The sequence below is a fragment of the Cupriavidus taiwanensis genome (assembly GCF_900249755.1).
GTDB lineage: Bacteria > Pseudomonadota > Gammaproteobacteria > Burkholderiales > Burkholderiaceae > Cupriavidus > Cupriavidus taiwanensis_D.
Genome location: NZ_LT976854.1, coordinates 1,278,646 through 1,290,985 on the forward strand (window position 1 = coordinate 1,278,646; position 12,340 = coordinate 1,290,985).

General features: G+C 69.2%; 11 protein-coding genes. 5 read left to right on the plus strand and 6 right to left on the minus strand.

From position 1 onward, the window contains the following. Window positions 1-6: 6 nt before the first annotated feature. The gene (locus tag CBM2594_RS21430) at window positions 7-573 is read right to left on the minus strand and encodes a malto-oligosyltrehalose synthase (protein WP_116358781.1); all 567 of its coding nucleotides are present in this window, start codon (window positions 571-573) and stop codon (window positions 7-9) included. A gap of 469 nt (window positions 574-1,042) precedes the next feature. On the opposite strand from CBM2594_RS21430, the gene CBM2594_RS21435 reads away from it, so the two are divergent. The 3 genes from CBM2594_RS21435 to CBM2594_RS21445 are packed head-to-tail and all read left to right on the plus strand — an operon-like array spanning window position 1,043 to window position 2,106. Next, window positions 1,043-1,414 (plus strand): BON domain-containing protein, encoded by a 372-nt coding sequence (locus tag CBM2594_RS21435; RefSeq protein ID WP_116358782.1) that lies wholly within the window; start codon window positions 1,043-1,045, stop codon window positions 1,412-1,414. Window positions 1,415-1,460: 46 nt separating this feature from the next. Then, window positions 1,461-1,691, plus strand: a complete 231-nt coding sequence (locus tag CBM2594_RS21440; RefSeq protein WP_092315677.1) for a hypothetical protein — start codon at window positions 1,461-1,463, stop codon at window positions 1,689-1,691. A 16-nt stretch (window positions 1,692-1,707) separates the two neighbouring features. Next, the gene (locus tag CBM2594_RS21445) at window positions 1,708-2,106 is read left to right on the plus strand and encodes a hypothetical protein (protein ID WP_116358783.1); all 399 of its coding nucleotides are present in this window, start codon (window positions 1,708-1,710) and stop codon (window positions 2,104-2,106) included. 62 nt (window positions 2,107-2,168) lie between these two features. On the opposite strand, the gene CBM2594_RS21450 is transcribed toward CBM2594_RS21445, so the two are convergent. The 4 genes from CBM2594_RS21450 to uvrA form a co-directional block, all read right to left on the minus strand. Then, on the minus strand, window positions 2,169-2,843 hold the full coding sequence (locus CBM2594_RS21450; protein WP_116358784.1) for a BON domain-containing protein: 675 nt from the start codon (window positions 2,841-2,843) through the stop codon (window positions 2,169-2,171). Further along, the gene (locus CBM2594_RS21455; RefSeq protein ID WP_116358785.1) at window positions 2,830-3,717 is read right to left on the minus strand and encodes an endonuclease/exonuclease/phosphatase family protein; all 888 of its coding nucleotides are present in this window, start codon (window positions 3,715-3,717) and stop codon (window positions 2,830-2,832) included. The genes CBM2594_RS21450 and CBM2594_RS21455 overlap by 14 nt, the downstream gene beginning before the upstream one ends. A 35-nt stretch (window positions 3,718-3,752) precedes the next feature. After that, window positions 3,753-4,118, minus strand: a complete 366-nt coding sequence (locus CBM2594_RS21460) for an endonuclease (protein ID WP_116358786.1) — start codon at window positions 4,116-4,118, stop codon at window positions 3,753-3,755. Between the two features lie 90 nt (window positions 4,119-4,208). Continuing rightward, entirely contained in the window at window positions 4,209-10,070 is a 5,862-nt protein-coding gene (gene uvrA, locus CBM2594_RS21465; RefSeq protein ID WP_116358787.1) for an excinuclease ABC subunit UvrA, read from the minus strand. Window positions 10,071-10,301: 231 nt separating this feature from the next. Between uvrA and CBM2594_RS21470 the strand changes: the two genes are divergently transcribed. After that, a complete protein-coding gene (locus tag CBM2594_RS21470; RefSeq protein ID WP_116358788.1) occupies window positions 10,302-10,580 on the plus strand; it encodes a type II toxin-antitoxin system RelE/ParE family toxin in 279 nt (92 codons plus the stop codon). Window positions 10,581-10,590: 10 nt separating this feature from the next. Next, window positions 10,591-10,920 carry a HigA family addiction module antitoxin gene (locus CBM2594_RS21475; RefSeq protein ID WP_116358789.1) on the plus strand — a complete coding sequence of 110 codons (330 nt, stop codon included), beginning with the start codon at window positions 10,591-10,593 and terminating at the stop codon, window positions 10,918-10,920. Window positions 10,921-10,953: 33 nt separating this feature from the next. Here the strand turns inward: CBM2594_RS21475 and CBM2594_RS21480 are convergent, their stop codons facing one another. Further along, window positions 10,954-12,324 carry a serine hydrolase domain-containing protein gene (locus CBM2594_RS21480; protein ID WP_116358790.1) on the minus strand — a complete coding sequence of 457 codons (1,371 nt, stop codon included), beginning with the start codon at window positions 12,322-12,324 and terminating at the stop codon, window positions 10,954-10,956. Window positions 12,325-12,340: the final 16 nt, after the last annotated feature.

The following is a 12,340-nucleotide window of genomic DNA, read 5'->3' on the forward strand; positions in this document are numbered from 1 at the left end:
TGCGGGTCAGGAGTGCGGCGGCGCCGTCGAGCGCAATACGACCGGCGCGAAGGGCCCGCGCGACGCCTGTGTCGGCGAGGCGCTGCGTTCCTGCGGCTGGTAGGGCCGGATCACCACGGCCACGTAGTCGTCTTCCTTGGGCGTGACCACGATGTACGCGAGCCCCGACATCACCAGGCCGACCTCGCCCAGTTCGGTGGCGATGCGTGCGACGATAAAGCGCTGCAGCAGCATCGGGTTGACGCTGTCGTCGATGGCAAGCGCGGCGGTGCAGATGGTCAGGAAGCAGCGTTCGACCTCGCGGCACACCACCACCACTTCATCGATGTTGTAGCCGGCGCGGCTGGCGCGCACCAGCACCGAAACCCCGGAACTGGGCGCGGCCCGGTGCCATCCCGGCTTGACCTTGAAGCTGGGCAGCGCCAGGCCGGAACCGGTGTCCTGCGCGACGGTGTTGAAACGCTGGGCGAAGTCCGAAGGCGTGATCGCAAGCAGCTGGCGCTCGACCGGTGCCGACGACACCGATACCGACGAGGCCAGGACCACGGTGGACAGAATGCTGGCTAGGTTCATAGCTTCCTCGCAACGGCTGATACGCTCCCCCGCTGTCGGGCCCGGCAGCACACGGCGGCAAGCTGCGCCGCGGCGGGAAGGCCGGCGTTGCGGGTGCTCGCCGGCACCTGCCGCACGCCAGTTATTGCCAGCATTTCCTTCACTATAGACAGGACCGCACGCCAGCACAGGACGGAACGCAAGCGGCACGCCAGGCGCCGCGCCGAAGCCTTGCGCGCGGCCGCCAGCGCACTGCGCCGGCCCCGCCACGCGCGCCGTGCAGTTTCTGCAGCGCCTGTAAAAACTACGGCGCATACGGCACCGCGCCACGCTGTCAGCAGCGCCGCGTGGCGCACAGCCGGCGGCGCTGCGCAGCGCGTGCCCGCCGGCCCCAGGGCCCGGGCGCGCGCGCTGGCGGGAACGGAGCTTGCAGGCAAGATGGCAGGTGCGGGCCGAACCGCAGGTCCGCCAGCATGGACAGGAGGCCCCTATGACCGCACGCTCACGCTCACGCATCGCCGGCCTGGCGCTGCCGCTGGCCGTGATGGCCATGGCTGCCCCGCTGCCGGCCGCGGCGGCCGCCACCGACGCGCCCGCGGCGCCCTCTTCCACCGGCCGCACCGCCGCGCCGCGCGACACCGCGGCCGCCAGCGACCGCGCCATCACCGCCGAGGTCCAGGCGCGCCTGGCCAATGCGCGCACGCTGGATCCCGGCAAGATCCGGGTTTCGACCACGGACGGCGTGGTCAAGCTGGAAGGCACCGTGCGCGACGACAAACAGCGTACGATGGCCATGGAACTGGCGCGTTCCGTGCGCGGCGTCAGCGCGGTATCGGATGAACTGCGCGCCGGCACCGACTGACCCGTCGTTCGACCGGCAGCGCCATGCCACCCTTGATGGAGACGTGATGAGCACCCATCGCCAGCCCGACCACGACACTACCCGCCGCCGCAGCGAGCCCCGCGACCCGCACAAGGGCGGCCCGGACACCGAGCACGAGCGCGGCAAGCCGGGACGCGACCGGCGCCACGATGTCGAGCGCGAGCACGACATCCCCGACGAGAACGGCGAGCCGCCCTCGGTCAAGCGCCCCGGTGGCAAGCCGGAGGAAAGCGAGCCGCCGGTCGAGAACTACTGATCGTTCAGGAGGCATGATGAGCAAGACCGTACGTACCGGCCCGACCCGGCATGCCGGCATCCGCCCCGATCGCGTGGGCAGCCAGCCAGCGGGCCGGCGCGAAGGCGCGCAGGCCGCGTCAGGCCGGCGCCGTTCGCGCGAGAACACCGCCACCGGCGCGGCGCGTGCCGACGCCGGCAATATCCCCAGCACGCTCGACCCTGACCTCGAGCAGGAAACCAACGATATCGAAAACGAGATCGAGCAGCGCGACGAAGACGCGCACCGGCCGGAAGAAGAGGAAACCCCTGAGGAAGAGATTGCCGACGAGGTAGTGCACGCGGCCGAAGACCTGCCCGCCGAAGTGCCGGTCGACAAGGCCGACCGCACCGACGAGCGTGAAGAGAACCCGCCGCGGGCGCCACGGCCGGGTTGAACCAGGGCAATCAGAGCGGGAAAGGCGGCTCCGGGCACGGTTGCGCGCGGAGCCGTCATGGGTCATTCGGACGCCAGGATGCCGTAGGGCCGTACGTGGATATGGTTGATGACGTCCTGCACGCCGAACACGCGCTCGGCAATGTCCTCGATGTCGTACTTGCTGCGGCGATCGCCGACGTGTCCTTCCAGCGTGACCAGGCCGTCCTGCACCCGCACCGTCACTTCGCTGACGTCGAGTTCCTGCGCATGCGCGAGCCGGTCGCAGACTTCGTCGTGGATACGGTCGTCGCCGCGGCGATAATTCTTCGGGCCGCTGCGCCGGTACGCCGGTTCGTCCCAGTCTTGCGCACCATAGCCGCCGGAACTGCGCGGGCCTCGGTAGCGCGGGCCCGCAGGCCCGCCGTACCAGTCGCCCCGGCCCGCCGCCCAGCGCTCTTCGCCATACGGCGCGCGGCGCCGCCGCGACCATTCATCCTCGTAGCGGGCTTCGTCCCAGGGTTCCGGCCCGGGCCCCCAGCGCCATGACTCCACCACGCCGTACCAGCTTTCATCGGCTTCGAACGGGCGGGTTTCATCGCGCGGCAGGCGCTCCGCGGTATTGCCATAGCGTCCCGCGGTCAGGTTGCGTTGCCTGCGGTTGCGCGCCTGCGCGGGAATGCCGCTGTAGCCTTGCTCGTTGCTGCCGTACTGGTGATCGGGCCGCCTGCGCAGGTAATCGTTGTCACGGTGTTTCATTGAAATCCTCCTTCGCACGCGCGCTGGTACGCCGCTCGTCCCATCCGCCCTCCGGCAGCTCGAAACAGGCCACCAGCGGCAGGTGATCCGATGCCACGCGCGCCAGCGGCGAGCGGTGGCTGGCCACCGACACCAGGTGCGCGCGCGGCGACACCCAGATCCGGTCCAGCGCAAACAGCGGCAGCCGCGATGGAAACGTCGCCGTGTGCGGGGTGTGCTCGAAATAGGCATGCAGCCAGCGCAGCGGCCGGCCCCACAAGAACCATTCGTTGACGTCGCCTAGCAGGATGGTCGGCAACGGGGGCGCGGTGGCGACGTAGTTCAACAGCTGCTGCACCTGGTGGCGGCGCTCGCCGGGGCGCAGGCCCAGGTGCGTGGCAATCACGCGCAGCGGATTGGCGCAGCCCGAGGCGGTGCAGGCCACGGTCGCGTCGATGGCGCCGCGCGGCTCGCAGCCCTTGACGGTCAGGTCGATCTGGTTCACCGCCTCGGGGGCGAAGCGCGTCAGCAGCGCATTGCCGTAATCGACGCTGCCGCGCACCCGCGTAAAGCCCGACACCACGTGCATGCCGGTATGCCCGGCCAGGTATTCCAGCGTATGGTCGTTGCTGCTGCCCGATTCCACCTCCTGCAGCGCAACGATATCGGCGTCGAGTTCTGCCAGCACCGCGGCGATCCGGTCCGGTCGATAGCGGCGGTCGGTGCCGACGGCACGGTGGATGTTGTAGCTGACCACCGTCATCTGGGCCAGGCCCGCCGCGCGCGTCGGCGGACAGTGCAGCGCCGCCGGCGCCGCGGCCACGTCCCGGGTGTCGCCGGGCTCACGTGCGTGGGCAGGATTTACAAGGGACGGTAAGTCCGGTTGCATTCGCATGGCCGGTCTCGATCAGGGTCTGTAAAGCGCGGTCCTCAGGCCCCGTCGAGGAACTGGCTGGGCTTGCCGATGCGGCGGCCCAGGTCAGGGCTTTCCCAGCGGGCGCCTTCCGTATACGGGTCCGGCGTGCGCTGCGTGGTAGTGCCAGGCATGCCAGGCTGCGCCGGCATGGTCGACGGTTGCGCTTCCGGCGCGGTGGCCGGTGCCGTCGGGGCAAGATCAGTACGCGTGGGCGCGTTGGCGCCCTGCGTGTAAGGGTCGAACTTGTCAGTGCTGCGCGCGCCCTGCGAATACGGGTCGTAAGAGCCGCGCGGCGTACCCGGTGTCTGCGCCATGGCGGGAATGGCGGCCGCTGCCACGGCGAGGGCAGCGAGGAGTTGGCTGGTGCGGATATGCTTCATGGTTACCTCCGTTAGGGCGCGATGTGCGCGCCAGTAACCATGGGCAAGCGAAAGGCGTGCCCGTACGCCTTTCGCGTGGCCCCGCTTGCCTCAGGCGATGCCCACCTTGCCTGCCTCGGCATTGCCGCGCGCCAGTACCGGCACCAGCGCCGCCCCCGTATGGCTGGCGCGGTTGCGCGACAGCGCCTCGGGATCGGCGGCACCGACAATGGTGCCGCCGCCCGCGCCACCTTCGGGGCCGAGATCGATGATCCAGTCGGCCTCGGCAATCACGTCGAGGTCATGCTCGATCACCACCACGCTGTGGCCGCCGTCGGTAAGCCGGTGCAGCACGCGGATCAGGCGCGCCACGTCGGCCATGTGCAGGCCCACGGTGGGTTCGTCGAGCACGTACAGCGTGTGCGGGGCCTTCTGGCCGCGCCGCGTGATGTCGTCGCGCACCTTGCTCAGCTCGGTGACCAGCTTGATGCGCTGCGCCTCGCCGCCGGACAGCGTCGGCGAAGGCTGGCCCAGCGTCAGGTAGCCCAGCCCCACGTCCTGCATCAGCTGCAGCGGATGGGCGATGTTCGACATCGCCGAGAAGAATGCCACCGCCTCGTCGATCTCCATGGTCAGCACTTCGCCGATATTCTTGCCGCGCCACGTCACGGCCAGGGTCTCGGGGTTGAAGCGCTGCCCGTGGCAGATGTCGCACGGCACCTTCACGTCAGGCAGGAAGCTCATGCCGATGGTGCGCACGCCCTGCCCTTCGCACGCCGGGCAGCGCCCGTCGCCGGTGTTGAACGAAAAGCGCGATGCGGTGTAGCCGCGCGCGCGCGCTTCCAGCGTATCGGCGAACAGCCGGCGGATGGTGTCCCACACGCCGATATAGGTGGCCGGGCAAGAGCGCGGGGTCTTGCCGATCGGGGTCTGGTCCACTTCCAGCACGCGGTCGATCGATTCCCAGCCGGTAACGGCATCGCAGCCATGCCAGTTGTGCCGGACCTCGAGCGGCTTCCTGGCGGCGGCCTTCGCCGCCCCCCTCTCGTCCTTGACGGCATTGCGCGCGCGCCGGGTTGCGGGCGACGACAGCACCGAACGTCCTACCGCGTCGAGCAGGTTGGTCATCAGCACATCGCGCGCCAGCGTGGACTTGCCCGAGCCGGACACGCCGGTGATCGCCACCAGCCGCGACAGCGGAATGCGCGCGGTCACGTTGCGCAGGTTGTGCAGCGACGCGCCATGCACCGTCAGCCATTGCGGCGGCTCCGCCGGCTTGCCCGCGGCGCCCGGCCTGACCGTGCGCCGCGGCTGCAGCGGATGGATGATGGGGTTGGCCAGGAACTTGCCGGTGGTCGATGCCGCCGCAGCGGCCAGCTCGGCCACGCCGCCCTGCGCCACCAGCGTGCCGCCGCGCTTGCCCGCGCCTGGGCCGATATCGATGATATGGTCGGCGCGGCGGATGGTGTCTTCGTCATGCTCCACCACCACCAGCGTGTTGCCCTTGTCGCCCAGCTTGCGCAGCGCATCCAGCAGGATCTGGTTGTCGCGCGGATGCAGGCCGATGGTAGGCTCGTCCAGCACGTAGCAGACCCCCTGCAGGTTGCTGCCGAGCTGCGCCGCCAGGCGGATGCGCTGCGCCTCGCCGCCGGACAGGCTGGGCGCGGCGCGGTCCAGGCTGAGGTAGCCCAGCCCCACTTCTTCCAGGAACTGCAACCGGCTGCCGATCTCGCTGACCACGTCGCGCGCGATCTCGGCATCGCGCCCTGTCAGGCGCAGGCCGTCGACCCAGCGGCGGGTATCCGACACGGTCCACCGGGCCACGTCGACGATCGCGTTCTGGTCGAAGGTCACGGCGCGCGCCACCGGGTTCAGGCGCGTGCCGTGGCAGTCGGGGCACGGCGTGTCGACCACGCCTTCGGGCTCCTGCTCTTCCGACGGCAGGCTCTGCTCGCGGCCACGGTTGTCATCGGCCAGCACGGTGTCGTCGAAGGCGGCGCGCTGCTCGCGCGTCAGTGCCAGCCCGGTGCCGACGCAGGTGGTGCACCAGCCGTGCTTGCTGTTGTACGAGAACATGCGCGGGTCCAGCTCCGGATAGCTGGTGCCGCATTGCGGGCAGGCACGCCGGGTCGAGAACACCTTGATCGCGCCCACGTGCGCGGTGCCGCCGTTGTGCATGGCATGGTCGAGTCCGTCCAGCGGCGCCAGCAGGTGCATCACGCCCTTGCCGGCCTCCAGCGCCTGCGCCAGCAGTGCGCGCAGTTCGGCCTCGTTGTCGGCGGACACCACCAGGTCGCCCACCGGCAGCTCGATGGTGTGCTCGCGGAAGCGGTCCAGCCGCGGCCACGGGTCCACCGGCAGGAATTCGCCGTCGACGCGCAGGTGCGTGTTGCCGCGCGCCTTGGCCCACTTGGCCAGGTCCGTGTAGACGCCCTTGCGGTTGACCACCAGCGGCGCGAGCAGCCCCACGTGCTGGCCGCGATGGTCGCGCAGCAGCTGGGCGGCGATCGATTCCGGGCTCTGCGACGTCACCGGCGCGCCGTCGTGCACGCAGTGCTGGATGCCCAGCTTGACGTACAGCAGGCGCAGGAAGTGCCAGACCTCGGAGGTGGTCGCGACGGTGCTCTTGCGGCCGCCGCGCGACAGCCGCTGCTCGATCGCCACCGTGGGCGGGATGCCATAGACCGCATCCACCTCGGGCCGGCCCGCGGGCTGCACGATCGAGCGCGCATAGGCGTTGAGCGATTCGAGGTAACGGCGCTGGCCCTCGTGGAACAGGATGTCGAACGCCAGCGTCGATTTGCCGGAACCCGACACGCCGGTGACCACGTTGAACTTGCCGTGCGGGATATCGACGTTGAGCGCCTTCAGGTTGTGCTCGTGCGCATTGACGATGCGCACCACGCCCTCTCCCTCCACCTCGCGGCGCGCGCGCCGCGCCTGCAGCGCGGCCTGCAGCGGCACGCCTTCGGTCTCGGCGCGTTCGGCGGCCAGCGTGCCGGCTTCGCCGAGCGCCGCGTCATAGTGGATCAGCGCCTGGCCGGTATGCGATTCGCGGCAGCGCTTCACGTCCTCGGGCGTGCCGCTGCAGACCACGCGCCCGCCCGCGTCGCCGCCCTCGGGACCCAGGTCGATCAGCCAGTCCGCGGCGCGGATCACGTCCAGGTTGTGCTCGATCACGATCAGCGAGTGGCCGCCATCGAGCAGCTTGCCGAAGGCCTGCATCAGCTTGGCGATATCGTCGAAATGCAGGCCCGTGGTGGGCTCGTCGAACATGAACAGCCGGCGCGGCATGGTGCTGGCGCGGGTGCGCGACGGCGTCGACTGCGCGGCTTCGGCGAGGAAGCCGGCCAGCTTCAGCCGCTGCGCCTCGCCGCCCGACAGCGTCGGCACCGGCTGCCCCAGCTTCATGTATTCCAGGCCGACATCGACAATCGGCTGCAGCACGCGCAGCACGGCCGCGTCGCCGGCAAAGCAGGCCGCGGCCTCGCTGACGGTGAGCTCCAGCACGTCGGCGATGCTGAGCAGGCGTGGCGGCTGGCCGGGTGCGGCGCGCTCGATCTTCACCTCCAGCACTTCGGGGCGGTAGCGGGTGCCGTCGCAGTCCGGGCAGCGCAGGTAGACATCGCTGAGGAACTGCATCTCGACATGCTCGAAGCCCGAGCCGCCGCAGGTCGGGCAGCGCCCGTCGCCGGAGTTGAAGCTGAAGGTGCCCGCGGTATAGCTGCGCTGCAGCGCCAGCGGCGCCTTGGCAAAGAGCTTGCGGATCTCGTCGAATGCGCCGACATAGCTGGCCGGGTTCGAACGCGCGGTCTTGCCGATCGGCGACTGGTCGACGAAGACCACGTCGTCGACCAGGTCCGCGCCGGTCAGTTCACGGAACGCGCCCGGCGCCTCGGTGGCCTTGCCGAAATGCCGCGCCATGGCGGGATACAGCACGTCCTGCAGCAGCGTGGACTTGCCCGAGCCGGACACACCGGTCACGCACACCAGCCGCTGCAGCGGGATCTCGACCGTGACGTCCTGCAGGTTGTGCTCGGTCGCGCCCGCCAGCACGATGCGCGGCTGCGTGCCATCGACCGGCCGGCGCTGCCAGTGCGAGGCATCGGCGACGCGCCGGCGTCCGCCCAGGTAGTCGCCGGTCAGCGTGCCGGCATTACGGATATCCGCCGGGGTGCCGTCGAAGATGATGTTGCCGCCGCGCTCGCCGGGGCCGGGGCCCATGTCGATCAGGCGGTCGGCGGCCAGCATCACCGAGGGGTCATGCTCGACCACCACCAGCGTATTGCCGGCGTCGCGCAGCCGGTGCATGGCCTCGACGATGCGGTTCAGGTCGCGCGGGTGCAGGCCGATGCTGGGCTCGTCCAGCACGAACAGCGTGTTGACCAGCGATGTGCCCAGCGCCGTGGTCAGGTTGATGCGCTGCACCTCGCCGCCGGACAGCGTGCGGCTCTGGCGGTCCAGCGTCAGGTAGCCCAGGCCCACGTCGCACAGGTACTTCAGGCGCGTGCGCACCTCGGCCAGCAGCAGCTTGAGCGCATCGTCGAGCATCACGCTGGGCAGCGACAGCGCATCGAAGAAGCGGCGGATCCGCTCGATCGGCAGCAGCATCAGGTCGTGCACGGTCAGGCCCGGCAAGGCCTCCAGCTGCGCGCGGTCCCAGTCCACGCCGCGCGGCAGGAAGCGGCGCGGCGGCGCCAGCACGGCGTCGGCGTTGTCCTTCGAGCCCAGGCGCCACAGCAATGACTCGGTCTTCAGCCGCGCGCCGCCGCAGGTTTCGCACGGCGTGTAGCTGCGGTACTTCGACAGCAGCACGCGGATGTGCATCTTGTAGGCCTTCGACTCGAGGTAGCTGAAGAACCGCATCACGCCGTACCACTGCTTGTTCCACTGCCCGTTCCAGTCCGGCGAGCCATGGATGACCCAGTCGCGCTCGGCCTCGGTCAGCTCCGACCACGGCGTGTCGCGCGGGATGCCGGCCTTGCCGGCATAGCGCATCAGGTCGTCCTGGCACTCCTTCCACGCCGGCGTCTGCATCGGCTTGATCGCGCCGCCGCGCAGCGTCTTGCGCGCGTCGGGAATCACCAGGCCAAGGTCGACGCCGATCACGCGGCCGAAGCCGCGGCAGGTCTCGCAGGCGCCGTAGGCGGAGTTGAACGAAAACAGCGCGGGCTGCGGGTCGGCATAGCGCAGGTCGCTGTCCGGGCTGTGCAGGCCGGTGGAATAGCGCCAGACCGGGCCGTCGTCGCCGTCCGTCAGCACGTAGATGTTGACGCGCCCGCCGCCCCGCCTGAGCGAGGCTTCGATGGCCTCGACCACGCGGACCTTCTCGGCATTGCCGATGCGGAAGCGGTCCGCGACCACGTCGAGCAGCTTGCGCGCGCCGGTGGGCGACGGCACCACGCGCTGCGCCTGCACGCGCGTATAGCCGCTGACCGACAGCCATTGCTGGACTTCCTCGTCGGTGGCCGATTCGGGCAGCTCCACCGGGAAGGTCACCACCAGCCGCGCGTCATGGTGCGGCTGGCCCGCGGCGGTGCGCGCGACCAGTTCGGCATAGATGGTTTCGGGCGAGTCATGCCGCACCGGCTGCGCGGTCTGCTTGTCGAACAACTCCGCCGCGCGCGCGTACAGCAGCTTCAGGTGGTCGTTCAGCTCCGTCATCGTGCCGACCGTCGAACGCGAGCTGCGCACCGGGTTGGTCTGGTCGATGGCAATGGCCGGCGGCACGCCATCGACGCGCTCCACCTGCGGCCGGTCCATCCGGTCCAGGAACTGGCGGGCGTAGGCGCTGAAGGTCTCGACGTAGCGGCGCTGGCCCTCCGCATAGAGCGTGTCGAACACCAGGCTGGACTTGCCGGAGCCGGAAGGCCCCGTCACCACGGTCATCTCGCCGGGACGCAGGTCGAGATCGACATCCTTGAGGTTGTGCTGGCGGGCGCCGCGAATGCGGATTAGCTGCTTGCTCGACACGGTTTCTCTTTCGGGTCAGGACGTTAAGGGAATGCCGGGACACGCCCCGGACCACTGTACATCCATACAGTCTATCAGGTCGGAAAGGAATTCGTATCGATTGCCTCGAGGTGAATGAGACAACTGACGGTGCGGGCGGATTCACGATGGGTTTTGATGGCCTCTGCGCCGGTCGATCTCGCCCTTCGAGGGTTTCGTAGTATTGCTATTTATCGATTACCGATATACGATATGATCCAGTCATTCAGATGTACCGACACCGCTGCCCTGTTTGCAGGGCGTTACGTTCGGCGTTTCGCCAGTTGCCACCGGGTTGCCGAGCGAAAACTGGCCATGCTGGACGATGCAGCCACGCTGGAATCGCTGCGCTCTCCCCCGGGCAACCGGCTGGAAATGCTGCGCGGCGATCGCAACGGGCGCTTCAGCATTCGCGTCAATGCGCAATGGCGGATCTGTTTCATCTGGACGCATGACGGCCCTGCAGCCGTCGAAATGCTGGATTACCACTGAGGGATTGAATATGGCTCGATTCGAGAATGGCATGCGCCCCGTTCACCCGGGCGAAATCCTGCGCGAGGAGTACCTCGTGCCGCTGGACATGAGCGCCAATGCGCTGGCACTGGCGCTGCGCGTCACGCCGGCCCGCATCAACGAGATCGTGCGCGAGCAGCGCGGCATCACGCCGGACACTGCGCTGCGCCTGGCACGATACTTCGGTGGAGACGCGCGATCGTGGATGAATCTGCAGGTCTCTTATGACCTGAAAGTCGCGCAGCGAGACCATGGCGAGCGCATTGCCGCGGAAGTGGTCCCGCGCGAAGGCATGGACCACGAACTTCCGTCAGCGTAGCCGGCTGCTACCCGGCGATGGCGGGTGCGATCACTATCGCGACAACGCTTCCGCCACCGCCCTGAAGGCCCGGAACGTGATCGCGTTGTTGGCGCCGTTGCCGGCCACCGGATGCGAGGCGTACCGCACGATGGTCAGCTCGGCTTGCGGATCGATGTAGATGCGCTGGCCGTGGATGCCGGCGGCCTGGAACATGCCGTGGCTGTCGTGCGAGACCCACCACATGTCGCGGTAGCTCCAGCCCGGCAACACCGACGCGCTGCCAGACCTGGCAAAGTGCTCGCGGCTGCCGCCGCGGCGGATATCGGCGACGACTGACGCCGGGATGATCTGCTTGCCGTTGAAGCGCCCGTTGCCGCGGATGGTCTCGCCAAAGCGCGCGAGATCGCGCAGCGTGGTGTTCAGGCCGCCGCCGCCGGATTCGGTGCCGATGCTGTCGACGGTGAAATACGCGTCCTGCTCCGCGCCCATCGGCTGCCAGATCCGCTCCGACAGCAGCTTCGCCAGCGACTGGCCAGAGGCGCGGCGCACGATCCACGCCAGCACCTCGGCATTGACAGTCTTGTAGGCGAACGCGGCATCGTGGCTGCCGTCCTTCTGCAGCGTCTTCAGGAAGTCGTAGAACGTGCCGGGACCGTTGTAGTTCGCCGGGCGGGCCAGCATGCCGCCGGCGCGCGCGTAGTCCCAGACCTCGGCCTTGGGATCGGCATAGTCCTCGGAATAGCGCACGCCGATGGTCATGTCCATCACCTGCCGCACCGTGGCATCGCCGTAGGCGGTGCCGGCCATCTCCGGCAGGTAGCGCGTCACCGGCGCGGCCGGGTCCAGCTTGCCCTCCGCCGCCAGCATGGCCGCCAGCGTGCCGACGAACGACTTCGTCACCGACATCGCGATATGCGGCGTATGGCTGTCGAGCGCGCCGAAATAGCGCTCGTAGATGACCTTGCCCTTGTGCATCACCAGGATGCCGTCGGTATAGGTCAACGCCAGCATCTCGTCGAAGGTGCGGCGCGCACCGTCGGCATCGGTGAACGGGATCGCGCCGATGGGCTGTTCCGCGCGCGGCAGCGCGCTGGCCGGGCCGGGTCCGCGCCATACCGATGCGGTCGGCACCAGCTCGCGCACGTGCGAAAACAGCCAGCGGTTGCGCGGAAATCTGTTGCCCCCCGGCACATGCGTGATCAGCTTGTCCGGCGGCGGCGGAAAGCCCTCCATCCAGCCCAGCACGTTCGGGTCGGTGGCCAGTGCCGCCGCGACCGTGGTCGCTGCTGCGGCGGGCGCGGGCGCCGCGCTGGCTGCACTGGCGGCGGGCTGGCTCCACGCCGGCACGCTCGCCAGCACCAGCGCCACGCCGGCGAGGCGGCGCCATGGCCGCGAGGATTTCCAATGGGGCTTCAACGACATGCTGTCTCCTTGCATC